General features: G+C 71.1%; 17 protein-coding genes. 13 read left to right on the forward strand and 4 right to left on the reverse strand.

The genetic code is table 11. The features are described 5' to 3' along the window. The first annotated feature begins 47 nt into the window (after positions 1 to 47). Positions 48 to 836, forward strand: coding sequence for a phosphatase (locus ACFYP4_RS07205; RefSeq protein WP_358849805.1), 789 nt, complete (start codon positions 48 to 50; stop codon positions 834 to 836). A gap of 46 nt (positions 837 to 882) precedes the next feature. Here ACFYP4_RS07205 and ACFYP4_RS07210 read toward each other — a convergent pair whose 3' ends face one another. The 3 genes from ACFYP4_RS07210 to ACFYP4_RS07220 form a co-directional block, all read right to left on the reverse strand. Beyond that, on the reverse strand, positions 883 to 1764 hold the full coding sequence (locus tag ACFYP4_RS07210; protein ID WP_388783528.1) for an acyl-CoA thioesterase: 882 nt from the start codon (positions 1762 to 1764) through the stop codon (positions 883 to 885). A gap of 35 nt (positions 1765 to 1799) precedes the next feature. After that, positions 1800 to 2957, reverse strand: coding sequence for an acyl-CoA dehydrogenase family protein (locus ACFYP4_RS07215; protein WP_358849803.1), 1158 nt, complete (start codon positions 2955 to 2957; stop codon positions 1800 to 1802). A gap of 98 nt (positions 2958 to 3055) precedes the next feature. Next, positions 3056 to 3658, reverse strand: coding sequence for a TetR/AcrR family transcriptional regulator (locus ACFYP4_RS07220; RefSeq protein WP_358849802.1), 603 nt, complete (start codon positions 3656 to 3658; stop codon positions 3056 to 3058). Positions 3659 to 3744: 86 nt separating this feature from the next. Here ACFYP4_RS07220 and ACFYP4_RS07225 point away from each other — a divergent pair, with 86 nt between their 5' ends. The 10 genes from ACFYP4_RS07225 to ACFYP4_RS07270 all read left to right on the forward strand — a co-directional run bounded on the left by ACFYP4_RS07225 (position 3745) and on the right by ACFYP4_RS07270 (position 16888). Beyond that, entirely contained in the window at positions 3745 to 5361 is a 1617-nt protein-coding gene (locus ACFYP4_RS07225) for a carboxyl transferase domain-containing protein (protein WP_388783533.1), read from the forward strand. 14 nt (positions 5362 to 5375) lie between these two features. Further along, on the forward strand, positions 5376 to 7361 hold the full coding sequence (locus ACFYP4_RS07230) for an acetyl-CoA carboxylase biotin carboxylase subunit (protein WP_388783536.1): 1986 nt from the start codon (positions 5376 to 5378) through the stop codon (positions 7359 to 7361). Next, a complete protein-coding gene (locus ACFYP4_RS07235) occupies positions 7358 to 8305 on the forward strand; it encodes a hydroxymethylglutaryl-CoA lyase (protein ID WP_358849799.1) in 948 nt (315 codons plus the stop codon). Before ACFYP4_RS07230 ends, ACFYP4_RS07235 begins: the two co-directional genes overlap by 4 nt. Before the next feature lie 4 nt (positions 8306 to 8309). Next, the gene (locus tag ACFYP4_RS07240) at positions 8310 to 9470 is read left to right on the forward strand and encodes an acyl-CoA dehydrogenase family protein (RefSeq protein WP_358849798.1); all 1161 of its coding nucleotides are present in this window, start codon (positions 8310 to 8312) and stop codon (positions 9468 to 9470) included. 243 nt (positions 9471 to 9713) lie between these two features. Beyond that, positions 9714 to 10760 carry an ABC transporter substrate-binding protein gene (locus tag ACFYP4_RS07245; protein ID WP_358849797.1) on the forward strand — a complete coding sequence of 349 codons (1047 nt, stop codon included), beginning with the start codon at positions 9714 to 9716 and terminating at the stop codon, positions 10758 to 10760. Positions 10761 to 10834: 74 nt separating this feature from the next. Continuing rightward, positions 10835 to 11689: a siderophore-interacting protein gene (locus tag ACFYP4_RS07250; protein ID WP_388783540.1), complete on the forward strand. Its 855-nt coding sequence runs from the start codon at positions 10835 to 10837 to the stop codon at positions 11687 to 11689. A gap of 163 nt (positions 11690 to 11852) precedes the next feature. Next, a complete protein-coding gene (gene desA, locus ACFYP4_RS07255; protein ID WP_358849795.1) occupies positions 11853 to 13295 on the forward strand; it encodes a lysine decarboxylase DesA in 1443 nt (480 codons plus the stop codon). Beyond that, a complete protein-coding gene (locus tag ACFYP4_RS07260; protein WP_388783543.1) occupies positions 13279 to 14559 on the forward strand; it encodes a lysine N(6)-hydroxylase/L-ornithine N(5)-oxygenase family protein in 1281 nt (426 codons plus the stop codon). Before desA ends, ACFYP4_RS07260 begins: the two co-directional genes overlap by 17 nt. After that, positions 14556 to 15119: a GNAT family N-acetyltransferase gene (locus ACFYP4_RS07265; protein WP_358849793.1), complete on the forward strand. Its 564-nt coding sequence runs from the start codon at positions 14556 to 14558 to the stop codon at positions 15117 to 15119. Before ACFYP4_RS07260 ends, ACFYP4_RS07265 begins: the two co-directional genes overlap by 4 nt. Further along, positions 15116 to 16888, forward strand: coding sequence for an IucA/IucC family siderophore biosynthesis protein (locus tag ACFYP4_RS07270; RefSeq protein ID WP_358849792.1), 1773 nt, complete (start codon positions 15116 to 15118; stop codon positions 16886 to 16888). The genes ACFYP4_RS07265 and ACFYP4_RS07270 overlap by 4 nt, the downstream gene beginning before the upstream one ends. Positions 16889 to 16945: 57 nt before the next feature. Here the strand turns inward: ACFYP4_RS07270 and ACFYP4_RS07275 are convergent, their stop codons facing one another. Beyond that, positions 16946 to 18538 carry a beta-N-acetylhexosaminidase gene (locus ACFYP4_RS07275; protein WP_358849791.1) on the reverse strand — a complete coding sequence of 531 codons (1593 nt, stop codon included), beginning with the start codon at positions 18536 to 18538 and terminating at the stop codon, positions 16946 to 16948. Positions 18539 to 18774: 236 nt separating this feature from the next. Between ACFYP4_RS07275 and ACFYP4_RS07280 the strand changes: the two genes are divergently transcribed. After that, on the forward strand, positions 18775 to 19032 hold the full coding sequence (locus ACFYP4_RS07280; protein WP_358849790.1) for a hypothetical protein: 258 nt from the start codon (positions 18775 to 18777) through the stop codon (positions 19030 to 19032). Between the two features lie 80 nt (positions 19033 to 19112). After that, a complete protein-coding gene (glmS, locus tag ACFYP4_RS07285; protein ID WP_358849789.1) occupies positions 19113 to 20930 on the forward strand; it encodes a glutamine--fructose-6-phosphate transaminase (isomerizing) in 1818 nt (605 codons plus the stop codon). Positions 20931 to 21059 lie beyond the last annotated feature (129 nt).

A 21059-nucleotide genomic window follows, 5' to 3' on the forward strand; every position in this document is an offset into this window, starting at 1 on the left:
CCGGGACACCGGCGCCCCGGACGGGACCCCCCGGCACAATGGGAGGCATGCCGATACCCGGGACCCCCAGCCGCGCCGAGCTCGTCGACCACCTCGTACGGACCCGTATCGCGGGCGATGTCGCCACGCCCCGCGAGAACAACCTCTCCCACTACCGCAAGCTCGCGAACGGCGACCGCAACTACTGGCTCGGCCTCGAACTCGGCGACCGCTGGAAGGACGAGCAGGACGTGCTCGCGGTGATGGCGGAACGGTGCGGTGTGAACGACGACCCGGAGTACCGCTACGGCCAGGACACCATCGACCCCGAGCTGACCGTCGACGCGCTGGACCGGATGGCGGCCCGGCTGCGCAAGGCCGCCGCGGGCAGGCAGCGGGTCCTCTTCGCCACCGGCCATCCCGGCGGACTGCTCGACGTGCACCGCGCGACCGCCGACGCCCTGCGCACCGCGGGCTGCGAGATCGTCGTCATCCCGGCGGGACTCCAGACGGACGAGGGGTACGTCTTCCAGTTCGCGGACGTGGCGGTCCTGGAGCACGGGGCCACGCTCTGGCACACCCACTCGGGTGAGCCCATGCGCGCCATCCTGAACGGTCTCGAGCGCGACGGCCGCCCGCTGCCCGACCTGGTCGTCGCCGACCACGGCTGGGCGGGCTGCGCGGGCCAGTCCGGCATCGACTCCATGGGCTACGCCGACTGCAACGACCCCGCCCTCTTCCTCGCCGAGGCCGAGGGCACGCTCCAGGTGACGATCCCCCTCGACGACCACGTGACCAGCCCGCGCCACTACGACCCGATGACGGCGTACCTGCTGGACGCGGCGGGCCTGGCGTAGCACCCGGCCGGGGCCGCGGCCACGGGCGGCGCCCCGGGGCCCGGTCTCACCGGGGAACGCGGACCACGCCCTCCTGGATCACCGAGATGGCCAGCCGGCCGTCCTGGGTGTAGATCCTGGCCTGCCCGAGCCCGCGGCCGCCGGACGCCGACGGGGACTCCTGGTCGTACAGGAGCCATTCGTCGGCGCGGAACGGCCGGTGGAACCACATCGCGTGGTCCAGGGACGCCCCGACGACGTCCCCGATCGCCCAGCCGCCGCGCCCGTGCGGGAGCAGCACCGAGTCCAGGAGCGTCATGTCGGAGACGTACGTGGCGAGGCAGACGTGCAGGAGGGGTTCGTCGATGGCGCCGCCGAGCTTGCCGTTGGTGCGGAACCACACCTGGGAGCGGGGCTCGCGGGCCTCGCCGACGCTGCCGAAGGGCGGCGCGTCGACGTAGCGCAGGTCGACGGCCTCACGTGCCTCGGCGAGACGCCGCGCCACATCGGGATCGGTGAAGACTTCGGCGTAGCGCGGCAGCATCTCGGCCGTGGTCAAGAGCGTCTCGGGGTCCGGGGCCGGCGGCATGGCGGCCTGGTGCTCCAGGCCCTCTTCGTACGTCTGGAAGGACGCGGAGAGATGGAAGATCGGCTGCCCGTGCTGGACGGCGACCACGCGGCGGGTGGTGAAGGAGCGCCCGTCGCGGATGCGGTCCACGGTGTAGACGATGGGCGCGCCCGGGTCCCCGGCGCGCAGGAAGTACGCGTGCAGGGAGTGGGCGGGCCGGTCCGCGGGGACGGTGCGGCCGGCGGCGACCAGGGCCTGCGCCGCCACCTGTCCGCCGAAGACGCGCGGGACGACGGCGGACCGTGACTGGCCGCGGAAGATGTCCCGCTCGATCCGCTCGAGGTCGAGCAGATCGAGCAGGGAATCAAGTGCCTGACTCATGAGGTCAGTTGTACCGTGAATGTTTTTCGCGTGCCTTACAGACCCATGTCCTTGGCGATGATCGTCTTCATGATCTCGCTGGTGCCGCCGTAGATGCGGTTGACGCGGTTGTCGGCGTACAGGCGGGCGATCGGGTACTCGTTCATGAAGCCGTAGCCGCCGTGCAGCTGGAGGCAGCGGTCGATGACGCGGTGCGCGACCTCGGTGCAGAACAGCTTCGCGGACGCGGCCTCGGCCGGGGTCAGCTCGCCCGCGTCGAGGGCCTCCAGGGCACGGTCGGCGACGGCCTGCGCGGCGTCCACCTCGGCCTGGCAGGCGGCCAGCTCGAACTTGGTGTTCTGGAAGGAGGCGACGGGCTTGCCGAAGACCGTGCGCTCCTGGACGTACTGCTTGGCGAACCGGACGGCCGCGGCGGCCTGCGCGTAGGCGCCGAAGGCGATGCCCCAGCGCTCGGACGCGAGGTTGTGGCCGAGGTAGGAGAAGCCCTTGTTCTCCTCGCCGAGGAGGTCCTCGACGGGGACCTTCACGTCGACGAAGGCCAGTTCGGCGGTGTCGGAGGTCTTCAGGCCCAGCTTGTCGAGCTTGCGGCCGATGGAGTAGCCCTCGGACTTGGTGTCCACGGCGAAGAGGGAGATGCCGTGGCGGCGGTCCTCGGCGCTCGGCGCGTCGGTGCGGGCGCAGACGATCACCCGGTCGGCGTGCACGCCGCCGGTGATGAACGTCTTGGAGCCGTTGAGGACGTAGTGCGTGCCGTCCTCGGAGAGCTTGGCGGTGGTCTTCATGCCCGCGAGGTCGGAGCCGGTGCCCGGCTCGGTCATCGCGAGCGCCCACATCTCCTCGCCGGAGACGAACTTCGGCAGGAAGCGCTTCTTCTGCTCGTCGGTGGCGAGCGTCTTGATGTAGGGCAGGCCGAGCAGCACGTGCACGCCGGAACCGCCGAACTGCACACCGGCGCGGGAGGTCTCCTCGTACATGACGGCTTCGAACTTGTACGAGTCGATGCCGGCGCCGCCGTACTCCTCGTCGACGCGGATGCCGAAGATGCCCAGCTCGGCGAGCTTGTAATAGAAGTCGCGCGGTGCCTGGCCCGCGGCGAACCACTCGTCGTACACGGGTACGACCTCGGCCTCGATGAAGGCCCGGAGGGTCTCCCGGAACGCCTCGTGATCCTCGTTGAACACCGTACGGCGCACCGCCGCCACCTCCGTCTGGGATATCTAAGCGCTTGCTCAGATATCACGTTACCCGGCGGTCACGACGGTCGTCCAGACCGGCCGCCCCATGACGCTCGTCACGCCCCGGAGGCCGCTCCGGCCGCGCCGAAGGCGCCCCGCGCCATCCGGTGCAGCAGCTCGGCGGTGACCCCGCGGCCCGGCAGGGCGCCGGGGCGGCCCAGGTGGGGCGTGGAGTTCAGCAGCCCGAAGACCGAGTGCACGGCCGAGCGCGCCGCGGGCTCGGCCAGGTCCGGGTAGACCTCGCGGACGACCTCCACCCACAGCTCGACGTACTGCCGCTGGAGCTGGCGCACGAGCTTGCGGTCGCTGTCCCGGAGGCGGTCCAGCTCACGGTCGTGCAGGGTGATCAATGGGCGGTCGTCGAGCGCGAAGTCGATGTGCCCCTCGATCAGCGAGTCGAGGACCGCCTCCGGGCCGCCCCGGGCCTCGGCGACCCGGCGCCGGCCGCCGGTGAGCAGCTGGCCGCTGATCCCCACCAGCAGCTCGGCGAGCATCGCGTCCTTGCCCGCGAAGTGCCGGTACAGACCGGGGCCGCTGATGCCGACCGCGGCCCCTATCTCGTCCACTCCGACGCCGTGGAAGCCGCGCTCGGCGAACAGCCGGGCGGCCTCCCTGAGGATCTGCTCGCGACGGGTGGGGGCGTCGGTTCTGGTGGCCATGAGAACGATTCTAGACAGGGAGGTTAGCGCTCGTTAACCTGGAGGAAATGCGTTAACGCTCATTAACAAGGTGAGGGGACCGCAGGATGCACGAGGCACCGGAGCTGACGAGCGCGGCCGATCCCGCGTCGGAGGCCTGGCGGGCCAACGAGGCGGCGCACCACGCGCTGGGCGAGGAGCTGCGGCGAAGGCTCGCCGCGGCCCGGCTCGGCGGTGGTGAGCGGGCCAGGGACCGGCACACCGCGCGCGGCAAGCTGCTGCCCCGCGACCGGGTGGACGCCCTCCTGGACCCGGGCTCGCCCTTCCTGGAGCTGGCGCCGCTCGCGGCCGAGGGGATGTACGGCGGCGCGGCACCGGCCGCGGGGGTGATCGCCGGGATCGGCCGGGTGAGCGGCCGCGAGTGCGTGGTCGTCGCCAACGACGCCACGGTCAAGGGCGGCACGTACTACCCGATGACGGTGAAGAAGCACCTGCGCGCCCAGGAGGTGGCCCTGGAGAACCGCCTCCCGTGCATCTACCTGGTCGACTCGGGCGGCGCGTTCCTGCCCATGCAGGACGAGGTCTTCCCCGACCGCGAGCACTTCGGGCGGATCTTCTACAACCAGGCGCGGATGTCGGGTGCCGGCATCCCGCAGATCGCCGCGGTCCTCGGCTCCTGCACGGCGGGCGGCGCGTACGTCCCCGCGATGAGCGACGAGGCCGTGATCGTGCGCGGTCAGGGCACGATCTTCCTCGGCGGTCCGCCGCTGGTGAAGGCGGCCACCGGCGAGGTGGTCACCGCGGAGGAGCTGGGCGGCGGCGAGGTCCACTCCCGCGTCTCCGGTGTGACCGACCACCTCGCGGAGGACGACGCGCACGCGCTGCGGATCGTCAGGACCATCGCCGCGACGCTCCCCGCGCGCGGGGCCCTGCCCTGGACGGTCGAGCCGGCCGTGGAGCCCAAGGTGGACCCCGCCGGGCTGTACGGCGCGGTGCCGGTGGACTCCCGCACTCCGTACGACGTGCGCGAGGTCATCGCGCGCGTGGTCGACGGCTCGCGCTTCGCCGAGTTCAAGGCGGAGTTCGGGCAGACCCTGGTGACCGGCTTCGCCCGGATCCACGGGCACCCGGTCGGCATCGTCGCCAACAACGGCATCCTCTTCTCCGAGTCCGCGCAGAAGGGCGCCCACTTCATCGAGCTGTGCGACCAGCGCGGCATCACGCTGCTGTTCCTGCAGAACATCTCCGGGTTCATGGTCGGCCGCCAGTACGAGGCGGGGGGCATCGCCAAGCACGGCGCCAAGATGGTCACGGCGGTCGCCTGCACGCGCGTGCCGAAGCTGACCGTGGTCATCGGCGGCTCGTACGGCGCGGGCAACTACTCGATGTGCGGCCGGGCGTACTCCCCGCGCTTCCTGTGGATGTGGCCGAACGCCAAGATCTCCGTGATGGGCGGTGAGCAGGCCGCCTCCGTCCTCGCCACCGTCAAGCGCGACCAGGCGGAGGCCCGCGGCGAGTCCTGGCCCGCGGAGGAGGAAGAGGCCTTCAAGGACCCGATCCGCGCCCAGTACGAGCAGCAGGGGAACGCCTACTACGCGACGGCCAGGCTCTGGGACGACGGCGTGATCGACCCGCTGGAGACCCGCCAGGTACTGGGCCTCGCCCTGACCGCGTGTGCCAACGCCCCGCTGGGTGATCCCGGCTTCGGCGTCTTCCGGATGTGAGGGGACCCCTGACGATGTTCGACACGGTACTTGTGGCCAACCGCGGCGAGATCGCCGTCCGGGTCATCCGTACGCTGCGGGCCCTGGGCGTGCGCTCGGTGGCCGTCTTCTCCGACGCCGACGCGGACGCCCGGCACGTCCGGGAGGCCGACACGGCGGTCCGGATCGGTCCGGCACCGGCCGCCGAGAGCTATCTGTCCGCCGCCCGGCTGCTGGCGGCGGCCGCGCGGACGGGGGCGCAGGCCGTCCACCCCGGCTACGGCTTCCTCGCCGAGAACGCCGCCTTCGCCCAGGCCTGCGCGGACGCCGGGCTGGTCTTCATCGGCCCGCCCGCCTCCGCGATCGACCTCATGGGCGACAAGATCCGCGCCAAGGAGACCGTGCGGGCGGCGGGGGTCCCGGTCGTCCCCGGTTCCTCGGGCAGCGGCCTCACCGACGCCCAACTCGCCGACTCCGCACGTGAGATCGGCATGCCCGTCCTGCTGAAGCCGTCCGCGGGCGGCGGCGGCAAGGGCATGCGGCTGGTGCGCGAGGAGGCCCTGCTCGCCGACGAGATCGCCGCCGCCCGCCGCGAGGCCCGCGCCTCCTTCGGCGACGACACCCTCCTCGTCGAGCGCTGGATCGACCGCCCCCGGCACATCGAGATCCAGGTCCTCGCGGACGGCCACGGCAACGTCGTGCACCTCGGCGAGCGCGAGTGCTCCCTCCAGCGCCGCCACCAGAAGATCATCGAGGAGGCGCCGAGCGTCCTCCTGGACGAGGACACCCGCGCCTCGATGGGCGAGGCTGCCGTCCAGGCGGCCCGGTCCTGCGGCTACCGCGGCGCCGGCACGGTCGAGTTCATCGTCCCCGGCGGCGACCCGTCCTCGTACTACTTCATGGAGATGAACACCCGCCTCCAAGTGGAGCACCCGGTGACCGAGCTGGTCACCGGCCTCGACCTGGTCGAGTGGCAGCTGCGCGTCGCGGCGGGCGAGCCGCTGCCGTACGGGCAGCAGGACATCTCCCTCACCGGGCACGCGGTCGAGGCACGGATCTGCGCCGAGGACCCGGCCCGCGGCTTCCTGCCCTCGGGCGGCACGGTGCTGTCCCTGCGCGAACCCCGGGGCGACGGCGTGCGCACCGACTCGGGCCTCTCCGAGGGCACGGAGGTCGGCAGCCTGTACGACCCGATGCTGTCCAAGGTCATCGCGTACGGCCCCGACCGGGCCACGGCGCTGCGCAGGCTGCGGGCCGCCCTCGCCGGGACGGTCACGCTCGGCGTGCAGACCAACGCCGGGTTCCTGCGGCGGCTGCTGGCCCACCCGGCCGTCGTGTCGGGCGAACTGGACACGGGCCTGGTCGAGCGGGAGGCCGAGTCCCTGATCCCGGACGGCGTGCCGGAGGAGGTGTACGAGGCCGCGGCGGCGATCCGTCTCGACGCCCTCGCGCCCGAGCGCACCGGCTGGACCGACCCGTTCTCGGTGCCCACCGGATGGCGGCTGGGCGGCGAGCCCGCCCCGCTCGCCTTCCCCCTGCGGGTGCCGGGCCTCGAACCCGTCACCCACCGCCCGCGCGGCAGCCGTTCGGTCACCGCCGACCGGGTCTGCGTGACCCTGGACGGCGTCCGCCACACCTTCCACCGCGCCGGCGACTGGATCGGCCGCGACGGCGACGCCTGGCAGGTGCGCGACCACGACCCCGTGGCCGCTTCCCTCACCGGTGCCGGCCACGCGGGCGCCGACTCGCTCACCGCCCCCATGCCGGGCACGGTGACGGTCGTGAAGGTCGCCGTCGGAGACGAGGTGAGCGCCGGACAGGCCCTGCTGGTGGTCGAGGCGATGAAGATGGAGCACGTCGTCTCCGCACCGCACGCGGGCACCGTCAGCGAACTGGACGTCACGCCGGGTTCGACCGTCGCCATGGACCAGGTCCTGGCGGTCGTCACCCCGGCGGCCACGGCCCCGGCGCAGGCCTCCCCGGCGGGCGCCGCCGCCCCGGCACCGGAGGAGACGTCATGACCACGCCCCCACCCGGCCTGCCCATGGCCGTACCGGCGCGGGGTCTGCCCGCGCGGGTGCGGATCCACGAGGTCGGCGCGCGCGACGGACTGCAGAACGAGAAGGCGACCGTCCCCACCGAGGTCAAGGCGGAGTTCGTCCGGCGGCTCGCGGACGCGGGCCTCGGCACCATCGAGGCGACCAGCTTCGTGCACCCGAAGTGGGTACCCCAGCTCGCGGACGCCGAGCAGCTGTTCCCGCTCGTCCGCGACCTGCCCGTCGCCCTGCCCGTGCTGGTGCCGAACGCGCGGGGACTCGACCGCGCCCTGGCCCTCGGCGCCCGTCACGTCGCCGTCTTCGCCAGTGCCACCGAGTCCTTCGCCCGCGCCAACCTCAACCGCACGGTCGACGAGGCGCTCGCCATGTTCGCCCCGGTGGTCGAGCGGGCGCGCGCCGAGCGGCTCCACGTGCGCGGCTATCTGTCCATGTGCTTCGGCGACCCCTGGGAGGGGCCCGTGCCCGTCCCGCAGGTCGTGCGCGTCTGCCGTGCCCTGCTCGACCTCGGCTGCGACGAGCTGAGCCTCGGGGACACCATCGGCGTGGCGACGCCGGGGCACGTGCTGGCGCTGCTCGCCGCGCTCGGGGAGGCGGGCGTCCCGGTGAGCGCGCTCGGCGTGCACTTCCACGACACCTACGGCCAGGCGCTCGCCAACACCCTGGCCGCCCTCCAGTACGGCGTCACGACGGTCGACGCCTCCGCGGGCGGCCTCGGCGGCTGCCCGTACGCCAAGTCCGCCACCGGCAATCTCGCCACCGAGGACCTGGTGTGGATGCTCCAGGGCCTCGGCGTCGAGACCGGTGTCGACCTCGGCCGCCTCACCGCCACGAGCGGGTGGATGGCCGGACAACTGGGCCGACCCAGCCCCTCCCGCACCGTCAGAGCCCTCTCCCACAAGGAGCAGTGACCCCATGGACCACCGCCTCTCCCCCGAACTCGAAGAACTCCGGCGCACGGTCGAGGAGTTCGCGCACGATGTCGTCGCGCCGAAGATCGGCGACTTCTACGAACGGCACGAGTTCCCGTACGAGATCGTGCGGGAGATGGGCCGCATGGGGTTGTTCGGCCTGCCGTTCCCGGAGGAGTACGGCGGCATGGGCGGCGACTACCTGGCTCTCGGCATCGCCCTGGAGGAACTGGCCCGTGTGGACTCCTCGGTGGCCATCACGCTGGAGGCCGGCGTCTCGCTCGGCGCGATGCCCCTGCACCTCTTCGGCACGCCCGAGCAGAAGGCCGAGTGGCTCCCGCGGCTGTGCTCCGGGGAGATCCTGGGCGCGTTCGGACTGACCGAGCCCGACGGCGGCTCCGACGCGGGCGCGACACGGACGACGGCCCGGCTCGACGAGGACACCGACGAATGGGTGATCAACGGCACCAAGTGCTTCATCACCAACTCGGGCACGGACATCACGGGGTTGGTGACGGTCACGGCCGTCACCGGGCGCAAGGCGGACGGCCGCCCGCGCATCTCCTCGATCATCGTGCCGTCCGGCACCCCCGGCTTCACGGTGGCCGCCCCGTACTCGAAGGTCGGCTGGAACGCCTCCGACACCCGCGAGCTGTCCTTCGCCGACGTCCGGGTCCCCCGCGCGAACCTGCTCGGCGAAGAGGGCCGCGGCTACGCGCAGTTCCTGCGGATCCTCGACGAGGGCCGGATCGCGATCTCGGCCCTCGGGACGGGGCTCGCCCAGGGCTGCGTGGACGAGTCGGTGAAGTACGCCAAGGAGCGGCAGGCGTTCGGGCGGAACATCGGGGCGTACCAGGCGATCCAGTTCAAGATCGCCGACATGGAGATGAAGGCGCACACGGCCCGCCTCGCCTGGCGCGACGCGGCGTCCCGGCTGGTCAGCGGCGACCCCTTCAAGAAGGAGGCCGCGCTCGCCAAGCTCTACTCGTCCACGGTCGCCGTCGACAACGCGCGCGAGGCCACGCAGATCCACGGCGGGTACGGCTTCATGAACGAGTATCCGGTGGCCCGGATGTGGCGCGACTCCAAGATCCTGGAGATCGGTGAGGGCACGAGCGAGGTGCAGCGGATGCTGATCGCCCGGGAGCTGGGCCTCGTGGGCTGACCCCGCCCCGACGGGCCGAGGACGGCGGAGCACCCCGCGCGGGCGGGCCGAGGACGGCGGAGCACCCCGCGCGGGCGGGCCGAGGACGGCGGATCGCACCCCGCGTGGGCGGTCCGCCGTTCTCGTTCGCCGGTGCTCGCGGTCGCGGAACGCCCCGACCCTGGACAAGTTGTGAGGTTAGGCTAACCTACCTTCGAACTTGTCCGGCGGGCGCTCCGCCCCGTGCCGAAAGCAGCCACACTCATGTCCAAGCCCCGTGCCAACCTCCTCTCCCGCCGCGGCATCCTGGCCGCGGGCGGCGCCCTCGGCCTGGGCGCCGCGCTCGCCGCGTGCGGCGACGACGACGCGAAAAGCGGTGGTTCGGGCAGCTCGTCGACGGCGCCGAAGTCCGGCCCCTGGTCCTTCAAGGACGACCGCGGCCAGACCGCCAAGGCCGACAAGACCCCGGCGAACATCGTCGCGTTCACCGGCGTCGCCGCCGCGCTGTACGACTACGGCGTCGAGGTCAAGGGCGTCTTCGGCCCGACGAAGACCAAGCAGGGCAAGGATGTCCAGGCAGGCGACATGGACATCAGCAAGCTGACGATCCTCGGCAACGAGTACGGCCAGTTCAACATCGAGAAGTACGCGGCCCTCGCGCCCGACGTCCTCATCTCCACGATGTTCGACGACGCGGGCACCCTCTGGTACGTCCCCGCGGAGTCCAAGGCCACGATCCTCAAGGTCGGCGCCCCGAGCGTCGGCATCTCCGTCTACGACCGCCAGCTGACCGGGCCCCTGGAGCGGATGCTGGAGCTCGCCGAATCGCTCGGCGCCGACGTGAAGTCCGCCAAGGTCACCAAGGCGAAGAAGCGCTTCGAGGACGCGGCCGCCAAGCTGCGCTCGGCCGCCAAGGCCAACCCGGACATCAAGGTCCTGATCGGCTCCGCGAGCCAGGACATCTTCTACGTCTCCGGCTCCAACCTCTCCGTGGACCTGGAGTACTTCAAGGCGCTCGGCGTGAACCTCGTCGAGCCCCCGGCCAGGACGCTGAAGGCCAGCGGCGGCTGGTTCGAGAACCTGAGCTGGGAGAACGTCGACAAGTACGACGCGGACATCATCATGATGGACAACCGCTCCGCGACCATCCAGCCGGCCGACATCACCGAGGCGACCTGGAAGAAGCTCCCGGCCGTCAAGGCGGGCCAGGTCATCCCCCGCGTCACCGAGCCGATCTTCTCGTACGACAAGTGCGCCCCGATCCTCGAAGACCTCGCGGCGGCCATCGAGAAGGCCAAGAAGGTCAGCTGATCCCCACCGGGAGGCCGGACACCGTCCGGCCTCCCGGACGGCGACCGCCCCCTGACGACGACTCAGGAGCACCCATGACAACGGCCGTGGCCGCCCCGTTCCGCTTCTTCTCCCTCCAGGTCGCACGGACGAGGCGGCTCGGCCCGTCCCTGCTCCGGGTCACCTTCACGGGCCCCGACCTGCACGCCTTCCTCTCCGACGGCCGCGACCAGAGCCTGTCGCTCTTCCTGCCGCATCCGGGCCAGTCCGAGCCCGCCGTCCCGGTCGAGCTCGGCGACAACTGGTGGCAGGGCTGGCGCGAACTCCCGGACGACGTGCGGGCGGTGATGCGGTCGTACACGCTGCGGGGGCTGCGCCGCGACGCCCTGGGCCGTACCACCGAGATCGACATCGACTTCGCGCTGCACGGCGTGGCACCGGGGGCCGCCACTCCCGCGGGTCCCGCCTCGCGGTGGGCGGCGGGCGCCGCGGCCGGTGACCGCGTCCTGCTGCTCGGCCCGGCGACCGAGGACAACCGGGCGATCCGCTTCCGGCCGCCGGAGGACACGGACCTGGTGGTCATGTGGGGCGACGAGACGGCCGTACCCGCCGTCTCGGCCATCCTGGAAACGCTGCCCGCGGGCATGCGCGCCCGGGTCTGGCTGGACGTCCCCCACGCCGGGGACATCCAGGACGTGGCGACCGCGGCGGACGCCGAGATCACCTGGCTGGTGCGCCACGAGAGGTCCCCCGCCGCCCTCGACGCGATCCGGAACGCCGAACTCCCCGCCGCGCGGGCTCCGTACGCGTGGATCGCGGGCGAGTCCGGCCGTGTGCGCGAGCTGCGCCGCCATCTGGTGCACGAGCGCGGGATCGATCGCAGGCGGGTCACCTTCGTGGGCTACTGGCGGCGCGGACTGACCGAGGAACAGCTGCGCGAGCAGGAGTGACATCGGGGGCGGAGCGAGGCCTGCGTCACTGAAAGTGCAGGTGGGGCGGGGTCGCACGATCGACTTAGGTTAGGCTAACCTAAGTTGAACGCGCGGTCACGCCCCTCTTCTTGTCCGCTCCGCTCCCGTCCCGCTCGGACTCTCCCGCACGGAGGACCCCCACATGCGCTCGCACCTGCTCAATGACACGACCGCGGACCGGTATCGCCGCTCCGTGATTGAAGGAGTCGAGCGGGTGGCTGCCAAACTCGCCACCACCGACCGTCCGTTCACCGGCACCACGGTCGACGCCCTCGCTCCCCGGATCGAGAAGATCGACCTGGACCGCCCGCTGCACGACACCACCGCGGTGCTCGACGAGCTGGAGGAGGTCTACCTCCGGGACGCCGTCTACTTCCACCACCCCCGCTACCTCGCGCACCTCAACTGCCCGGTCGTCATACCCGCGTTGCTCGGCGAGGCAGTCCTGTCCGCCGTCAACTCCTCGCTGGACACCTGGGACCAGTCGGCCGGCGGCACCCTGATAGAACGCAGGCTAGTCGACTGGACCGCCGAGCGCATCGGCCTCGGACCGACCGCGGACGGCGTATTCACCAGCGGCGGCACGCAGTCCAACCTCCAGGCGCTGCTGCTGGCCCGCGAGGAGGCCAAGGCCGACGACCTCGGCTCCCTGCGCATCTTCGCCTCCGAGGTCAGCCACTTCAGCGTCCGGAAGTCGGCGAAACTCCTGGGCCTCGGCGCCGACAGCGTCGTGTCCGTCCCGGTCGACCACGACAAGCGGATGCAGACCGTCGCCCTCGCCCACGAGCTGGACCGCTGCAAGCGCGAGGGCCTCGTTCCCATGGCCGTCGTCGCCACCGCGGGCAGCACCGACTTCGGCTCCATCGACCCGCTGCCCGAGATCGCCGAGCTGTGCGCCCAGTCCGGCGCCTGGATGCACGTGGACGCGGCCTACGGCTGCGGGCTGCTCACCTCCCTGAAGAACCGGGACCGGCTCGCCGGCATCGAGCGCGCCGACTCCGTCACCGTCGACTACCACAAGTCCTTCTTCCAGCCGGTGAGTTCGTCCGCGGTGCTGGTCCGCGACGCGACCACGCTGCGGCACGCCACCTACCACGCGGAGTACCTCAACCCCCGCCGCATGGTGCTGGAGCGCATCCCCAACCAGGTCGACAAGTCCCTGCAGACCACCCGCCGCTTCGACGCCCTCAAGCTGTGGATGACGCTGCGCGTGATGGGCGCCGACGGGATCGGGCAGCTCTTCGACGAGGTCTGCGACCTGGCCGCCGAAGGCTGGGAACTCCTCGCCGCCGACCCGCGCTTCGACGTGGTCGTGCGGCCCTCCCTCTCCACCCTCGTCTTCCGCTACATCCCGGCGGCCGTCACCGACCCGGCCGAGATCGACCGCGCCAACCTGTACGCCCGCAAGGCGCTGTTCGCCTCCGGCGACGCCGTGGTCGCGGGCACCAAGGTCGGCGGCCGCCACTACCTGAAGTTCACGTTGCTCAACCCCGAGACCACGGCCGACGACATCGCCGCCGTGCTCGGTCTGATCGCCGGCCACGCCGAGCAGTACCTGGGAGAGTCCCTTGACCGCGCTTGCTGAATCCGCCCGTGTGCACGACTTCGTGGGGATCGGCCTCGGCCCCTTCAATCTCGGCCTCGCCTGCCTCACCGAACCGATCACCGAACTGGACGGGGTGTTCCTGGAGTCCAAGCCGGACTTCGAGTGGCACTCCGGGATGTTCCTGGAGGGCGCGCACCTCCAGACCCCGTTCATGTCGGACCTGGTCACCCTCGCCGACCCGACGTCCCCGTACTCCTTCCTCAACTACTTGAAGGAAGCGGGACGGCTGTACTCGTTCTACATCCGCGAGAACTTCTACCCGCTGCGGGTCGAGTACGACGACTACTGCCGCTGGGCCGCCTCGAAGCTGAGCAGCATCCGCTTCAACACCACGGTCGCGGAGGTCACCTGGGACGAGGACGCCGAGGTGTACGCCGTCCGCACGGAGGGCGACGAGACGTTCCGCGCCCGCCGCCTGGTCCTCGGCACCGGGACTCCCCCGTACATCCCCGAGGCCTGCGCCGGCCTCGGCGGCGACTTCATCCACAACTCCCGCTACGTGCGGCACAAGCAGGAGCTGCAGCGGAAGGAGTCGATCACCCTGGTCGGCAGCGGGCAGTCCGCCGCCGAGATCTACTACGACCTGCTGAGCGAGATCGACGTCCACGGCTACCGGCTGAACTGGGTGACGCGCTCACCGCGCTTCTTCCCGCTCGAATACACCAAGCTGACCCTGGAGATGACCTCCCCGGAGTACATCGACTACTTCCACGCGCTGCCCGAGCCGACCCGCTACCGCCTCCAGTCGGAGCAGAAGGGCCTGTTCAAGGGCATCGACGGCGAGCTGATCGACGCGATATTCGACCTGCTCTACCAGAAGCGGGTCGGCGGCCCGGTCCCCACCCGGCTGCTCACCAACTCCTTCTTGCAGAAGGCGAGTTTCGAGAACGGCACGTACACCCTGGGGCTGCGCCAGGAGGAGCAGCAGAAGGACTACGAGCTGACCAGCGAGGGCCTGATCCTGGCCACCGGCTACAAGTACGCCGAGCCGGAGTTCCTCAAGCCGGTCCGCGACCGGCTGCGCTACGACTCCCGGAACAACTTCGACGTGGCCCGCAACTACGCCATCGACGTCACCGGCGGCGGGGTCTTCCTGCAGAACGCCGGTGTGCACACCCACAGCATCACGAGCCCCGACCTCGGCATGGGCGCGTACCGCAACGCGTACATCATCAGGGAGCTGCTCGGCACCGAGTACTACCCGGTCGAGAAGACCATCGCGTTCCAGGAGTTCGCCGTATGAGCACCCCCTTCACCTTCCGTCCGCTCGACCCCCTGAAGGACGCGGAACTGCTGCACCGCTGGGTCACGCATCCCAAGGCGGCCTTTTGGATGATGCAGGACGCCGCACTCCAGGACGTGGAGCGCGAGTACATGGCGATCGCCGCGCACGAGCACCACGACGCGTTCCTCGGACTGCGTGACGGCGAGCCGGCGTTCCTGATGGAGCGCTACGACCCGCGGTACGTGGAGCTCGTCGGCCTGTACGAACCGGAGCCGGGTGACGTCGGCATGCACTTCCTGGTGCCGCCGACGGACACGCCCGTGCACGGGTTCACGCGCTCGGTGATCACCGCGGTGATGGACGAGCTGTTCGCCGACCCGCGCACCCGGCGGGTCGTGGTCGAGCCGGACGTGTCCAACACGGCCGTGCACGCGCTGAACGCGGCCGTCGGCTTCGTCCCCGAGCGTGAGATCGACAAGCCGGAGAAGAGGGCCCTGCTGAGCTTCTGCACCCGCGAGCAGTACCTGACGGCCCGTGAGGCGGCGGCCCTCGCCGCCGTCCGAGGAGAGACGACATGACCCTGTCCGACGCCGTGGCCCACCTCTCGCCCGAGCGCTGGGCCGAGGCCAACCGCCTGCTGGTCCGCAAGGCGCTCGCCGAGTTCGCCCACGAGCGGCTGATCACGCCGGAACCGGCGGGCGGGGACCGCTACACCGTCCACAGCGACGACGGCCTCACCCGCTACGAGTTCACCGCCAAGCGCCGCTCGCTCGACCACTGGGAGGTGGACGCCGCCTCCCTCACCCGCCACCGCGACAGCACCGAACTCCCGCTCGCCGCGCTCGACTTCTTCATCGAGCTGAAGTCGTCGCTGGGTCTGAGCGACGAGGTCCTGCCGGTCTACCTGGAGGAGATCTCCTCCACCCTCTCCGGCACCTGCTTCAAGCTCACCAAGCCGCAGCTGCGCTCCGCCGAACTGGCGCGAAGCGGCTTCCAGGCCATCGAGACCGGGATGACCGAGGGCCACCCCTGCTTCGTCGCCAACAACGGGCGCCTCGGCTTCGGGGTGCACGAGTACCTCTCGTACGCGCCGGAGACCGCGAACCCCGTGCGGCTGGTGTGGCTGGCCGCGCACCGCTCGCGGGCCGCCTTCACCGCGGGCGCCGGCATCGAGTACGAGTCCTTCGTGCGGGCCGAGCTGGGCGAGGCGACGGTCGGGCGCTTCCACGAGGTACTCACCGCCGAGGGCCTCGACCCGGCCGACTACCTCTTCATCCCCGTCCACCCCTGGCAGTGGTGGAACAAACTGTCCGTGACCTTCGCGGCCGAAATCGCCCGGCGCCACCTCGTCTGCCTCGGCGAGGGCGACGACGAGTACCTGGCCCAGCAGTCGATCCGGACGTTCTTCAACCGGAGCGCCCCGGAGAAGCACTACGTGAAGACCGCGCTGTCGGTCCTCAACATGGGCTTCATGCGCGGGCTCTCCGCGGCCTACATGGAGGCGACCCCGGCCATCAACGACTGGCTGGCCCAGCTCGTGGAGAACGACCCGGTGCTGAAGTCCACGGGCCTGTCGATCATCCGGGAGCGGGCCGCGGTCGGCTACCGGCACCTGGAGTACGAGGCCGCCACCGACCGCTACTCCCCGTACCGCAAGATGCTCGCCGCGCTGTGGCGCGAGAGCCCGGTGACCTCGCTCAGGGAGGGCGAGTCACTGGCGACGATGGCCTCGCTCCTCCATGTCGACCACGAGGGCGCGTCCTTCGCCGCCGCGCTGATCGAACGGTCCGGGCTCACGCCCGTGGAGTGGCTGCGCGGCTATCTGCGGGCCTACCTCACGCCGCTGCTGCACAGCTTCTACGCGTACGACCTCGTCTACATGCCGCACGGCGAGAACGTCATCCTGGTCCTCGCCGACGGCGCCGTACGGCGTGCGATCTACAAGGACATCGCCGAGGAGATCGTGGTCATGGACCCGGACGCCGTACTGCCGCCGGCGGTGGAGCGGATCCGGGTGGAGGTCCCCGAGGACAAGAAGCTGCTGTCGATCTTCACGGACGTCTTCGACTGCTTCTTCCGCTTTCTCGCGGCGAACCTCGCCGCCGAGGGCGTTCTCGACGAGGACGCCTTCTGGGGGACGGTCGCCGAGTGCGTCCGGGAGTACCAGGAGGCGACGCCCGAACTCGCCGACAGGTTCCGGCAGTACGACATGTTCGCACCTGAGTTCGCGCTGTCCTGCCTCAACCGCCTCCAGCTGCGCGACAACAAGCAGATGGTGGACCTCGCCGACCCGTCGGGCGCGCTCCAGCTCGTCGGCACCCTGAGGAACCCGATCGCGGGGCGGTGAAAGCCGGGCGGGGCCCGGGAGACGGTCCTCTCGGGCCCCGCCCCCCGTCCGGCGGAGTTACGGGGCGGGCCAGGGCACCTGGGGTGATCGGTGGTAGTCGATCCCCAGCGCGTCCCAGCGCGGTCCCTGCGCGGCGAGCCGCACCCGGTAGGTGTCCCAGTCGTGCGCCGAGGCGGGCGACCAGCCGAGCTCGGCGACACCCGGCAGGCGCGGGAACGCCATGTACTCGATGTGGTCGGAGTTCAGGATCGTCTCGGTCCACAGCGGCGCCTCGACACCCCGGACGGCCGACGCCGGCACGCCGGGCAGGTAGCTGCCCGGATCCCAGTCGTAGGCCCGCCGCACTTCGACGAGTCCCGCCCAGTCCAGGCCGAGCGGCGTGTCCGCGGTGTACTTCATGTCGAGGTAGATCCGGTCCGCCGGGGACAGGATCAGCCCCGTCCCGTTCCGCGCGGCCTGCGCGACCCGCGCCTTCTCGGCGGCGCTCGTACCGTCCAGCCCCCAGTACTGGGCCAGCGCGCCCTTCGCCGGGGTGGCGCCGGTCAGCTGGTGCCAGCCGATCACCGTCTTGCCGTACGCGGCGACGACCGGCTGGACCCGGTCCATGAAGGCCACGTAGTCGGCGTGGCTGGTGGAGTGCGCCTCGTCGCCGCCGATGTGGAGGTAGCGGCCCGGGGTGATCGCGGCCAGCTCACGGATCACGTCGTCCACGAAGTCGTACGTCACCGCCTTGTCGACGCACAGCGAGCTGAAGCCGACCTCGGTGCCGGTGTACAGCGGTGGCGCCACGCCGTCGCAGTTCAGCTCGGCGTACGAGGCGAGCGCCGCGTTGGTGTGACCCGGCAGGTCGATCTCCGGGACGACTTCGAGGTGGCGCGAGGCCGCGTACCGGACGATCTCCCGGTACTGGGCCTTCGTGTAGTACCCGCCCGGTCCGCCGCCCACCTGGGTCGAGCCGCCGTGCGCGGCCAGCCGCGGCCAGGAGTCGACGGCGATGCGCCAGCCCTGGTCGTCGGAGAGGTGCAGATGCAGTTTGTTGATCTTGTAGAGCGCCAGCTCGTCGACGTAGCGCTTGACCTGGCCGACGGTGAAGAAGTGCCGGGAGACGTCGAGCATCGCCCCGCGGTAGCCGTAGCGCGGGGTGTCCTTGATGGTGCCGCCCGCGACGAGCCAGGGTCCGGGCTGCACGGACCTCTTCTCGACCGCGGCCGGCAGGAGCTGGCGCAGGGTCTGCACGCCGTGGAAGAGGCCGGCGGCCCTGCGGGCGGTGATCGTGACGCCGGACCTGCCGCTGTCGAGGCGGTAGCCCTCGTCCCCCAGTGTCCGGCCGGAGCCGAGCCTGAGCCGGATGCCGTCCCCGCCGCGCGAGGTGACCGGCAGCCGGTAGCCGGTGGAGGGCCGCAGCACGTCCGCGAGGTACTCGCCGATCCGGCGGGCCTCGCGCGAGTCGTCGACCCGGATACGGGTGTCGCCGGTGACGCGGTACGGCGATCCCTTCGCCTCGACCGAGGCGGGAGCCGGGACCACCCGGCCGAGCGGAGTGAGGGGGGTGCCGGTCGCGGCAGGAGCCGCGCCGGCGACGGAGATTCCGGCGGCCGCCACGAGCAGCAGCGTACCGAGCAGGCGGGGCGTTCTGAGGTGCTGTCTCACACGCGCTCCCTTCCATGAGGCTCCACGAGCCTCGACGGGGTTCCCCGATGCGGACCCCGATGGGTATAGACCACTCTCCCGCACGACCGGTGGAACAGTCCCCGTCACGGCGGAGATCGTCCCTCGTGGACAGCTGGACAGCTCGCGGACAGCGGCCCATGAGTGTTTCAACAGGGGCCTGCCCGATATCGGGCAGGATTCTTGCGAATCATCTGCGCTTACTCCAGGATCAACGGGTGCACGACGAACTTGTTGATCACCTGACGCGCTCGACGCCCCTCAACCGGGGCGAAGCACTCCGGGTGGTCCAGGACGTGCTCGCCTACTTCGACGAGACGGCCGAGGAGTACGTCCGGCGCCGCCACCGCGAGCTCCAGGCCCAGGGCCTGGTCAACGCGGCGATCTTCGAACGGATCGAGGCGGACCTGAAGTACCGCGCGGTCGCGCCGCCCGGCCTCACGCTCAGGCAGCTGCGCCGCATCGTCTACGGCTGACCGCGGGGACGGCGCGGCCGGACGGCCCGGCGGACACCACGAACGACAGAGCAGAACGACAGAGGGGAACCGAGAGACGCATGTGCGGAATCGTCGGGTACATCGGCAGGCGTGATGTGGCACCACTGCTCCTGGAGGGCCTGCAGCGCCTGGAGTACCGGGGCTACGACTCGGCGGGCATCGTCGTCACGACCCCCAAGGCGGCCGGCCTGAAGATGGTCAAGGCCAAGGGCCGGGTCCGCGACCTGGAGGCCAAGGTCCCGGCGCGCTTCAAGGGCACCACCGGCATCGCCCACACCCGCTGGGCCACCCACGGCGCCCCCTCGGACGTGAACGCCCACCCGCACCTGTCCCACGACGGCAAGGTCGCCGTCGTCCACAACGGCATCATCGACAACGCCGGGGACCTGCGGAAGAAGCTGGAGGCCGACGGCGTCGAGTTCCTCTCCGAGACCGACACCGAGGTCCTCACCCACCTCATCGCCCGCTCCCGGGCCGAGAAGCTCGAGGACAAGGTCCGCGACGCGCTCCGCGTGATCGAGGGCACCTACGGCATCGCGGTCCTGCACGCCGACTTCCCCGAGCGCATCGTGGTGGCCCGCAACGGCTCCCCCGTCGTCCTCGGCATCGGCGAGAAGGAGATGTTCGTCGCCTCGGACGTCGCCGCGCTCGTCACCCACACCCGCCAGATCGTCACCCTCGACGACGGCGAGATGGCCACCCTCAAGGCCGACGACTTCCGCACCTACACCACCGAGGGCACCCGCACGACCGCCGAGCCGACCACCGTGGAGTGGGAGGCCGAGTCGTACGACATGGGCGGCCACGACACGTACATGCACAAGGAGATCCACGAGCAGGCCGACGCCGTGGACCGCGTGCTGCGCGGCCGCATCGACGACCGCTTCTCCACCGTGCACCTCGGCGGCCTGAACCTGGACGCCCGCGAGGCGCGCGCCGTGCGCCGCGTGAAGATCCTCGGCTGCGGCACCTCGTACCACGCGGGCATGATCGGCGCCCAGATGATCGAGGAGCTGGCCCGCATCCCCGCGGACGCCGAGCCCGCCTCCGAGTTCCGCTACCGCAACGCGGTCGTCGACCCCGACACGCTGTACGTCGCGGTATCGCAGTCGGGTGAGACGTACGACGTGCTGGCGGCGGTCCAGGAACTGAAGCGCAAGGGCGCCCGGGTGCTCGGCGTGGTCAACGTGGTCGGCTCGGCCATCGCCCGCGAGGCCGACGGCGGCATGTACGTGCACGCGGGACCCGAGGTCTGCGTGGTGTCCACCAAGTGCTTCACCAACACCACGGTCGCGTTCGCGCTGCTCGCACTGCACCTGGGCCGTACCCGCGACCTGTCGGTGCGCGACGGCAAGCGGATCATCGAGGGCCTGCGCAGGCTGCCCGGCCAGATCTCCGAGATCCTCGCGCAGGAGGACGAGATCAAGAAGCTGGCCGAGACGTACGCCGAGGCCCGCTCGATGCTCTTCATCGGCCGGGTGCGCGGCTACCCGGTGGCCCGCGAGGCCTCGCTGAAGCTGAAGGAGGTCTCGTACATCCACGCCGAGGCCTACCCCGCCTCCGAGCTGAAGCACGGCCCGCTGGCGCTGATCGAGCCCGCCCTGCCGACCGTCGCGATCGTCCCGGACGACGACCTGCTGGAGAAGAACCGCGCCGCGCTCGAGGAGATCAAGGCCCGCAGCGGCAAGATCCTCGCGGTGGCCCACCAGGAGCAGGAGAAGGCCGACCAGACGATCGTCGTCCCGAAGAACGAGGACGAGCTCGACCCGATCCTGATGGGCATCCCGCTCCAGCTCCTCGCCTACCACACGGCACTGGCCCTGGGCCGGGACATCGACAAGCCGCGCAACCTGGCCAAGTCCGTCACGGTGGAGTAACCCGCCTGCCGCCGAAGGGACTTGCACCCCCGGAGCATGAACGACCCCCTGCGTATGCCACGTTCGCGCAGGGGGTCGCTCTGTCAGGGCCGGGGCCGCCCAACGCCCCGGCCCGCGCCCGCTCCGGCC

The sequence above is a fragment of the Streptomyces sp. NPDC005551 genome (assembly GCF_042871785.1).
Lineage (GTDB): Bacteria > Actinomycetota > Actinomycetes > Streptomycetales > Streptomycetaceae > Streptomyces.

Bases quoted from the DNA above. Each gene is read 5' to 3' on its own strand.
- ACFYP4_RS07205 (WP_358849805.1), top strand. From the start codon at position 48: ATGCCGATACCCGGGACCCCCAGCCGCGCCGAGCTCGTCGACCACCTC.
- ACFYP4_RS07210 (WP_388783528.1), bottom strand. From the start codon at position 1,764: ATGAGTCAGGCACTTGATTCCCTGCTCGATCTGCTCGACCTCGAGCGG.
- ACFYP4_RS07220 (WP_358849802.1), bottom strand. From the start codon at position 3,658: ATGGCCACCAGAACCGACGCCCCCACCCGTCGCGAGCAGATCCTCAGG.
- ACFYP4_RS07225 (WP_388783533.1), top strand. From the start codon at position 3,745: ATGCACGAGGCACCGGAGCTGACGAGCGCGGCCGATCCCGCGTCGGAG.
- ACFYP4_RS07230 (WP_388783536.1), top strand. From the start codon at position 5,376: ATGTTCGACACGGTACTTGTGGCCAACCGCGGCGAGATCGCCGTCCGG.
- ACFYP4_RS07235 (WP_358849799.1), top strand. From the start codon at position 7,358: ATGACCACGCCCCCACCCGGCCTGCCCATGGCCGTACCGGCGCGGGGT.
- ACFYP4_RS07240 (WP_358849798.1), top strand. From the start codon at position 8,310: ATGGACCACCGCCTCTCCCCCGAACTCGAAGAACTCCGGCGCACGGTC.
- ACFYP4_RS07245 (WP_358849797.1), top strand. From the start codon at position 9,714: ATGTCCAAGCCCCGTGCCAACCTCCTCTCCCGCCGCGGCATCCTGGCC.
- ACFYP4_RS07250 (WP_388783540.1), top strand. From the start codon at position 10,835: ATGACAACGGCCGTGGCCGCCCCGTTCCGCTTCTTCTCCCTCCAGGTC.
- desA (WP_358849795.1), top strand. From the start codon at position 11,853: ATGCGCTCGCACCTGCTCAATGACACGACCGCGGACCGGTATCGCCGC.
- ACFYP4_RS07265 (WP_358849793.1), top strand. From the start codon at position 14,556: ATGAGCACCCCCTTCACCTTCCGTCCGCTCGACCCCCTGAAGGACGCG.
- ACFYP4_RS07270 (WP_358849792.1), top strand. From the start codon at position 15,116: ATGACCCTGTCCGACGCCGTGGCCCACCTCTCGCCCGAGCGCTGGGCC.
- glmS (WP_358849789.1), top strand. From the start codon at position 19,113: ATGTGCGGAATCGTCGGGTACATCGGCAGGCGTGATGTGGCACCACTG.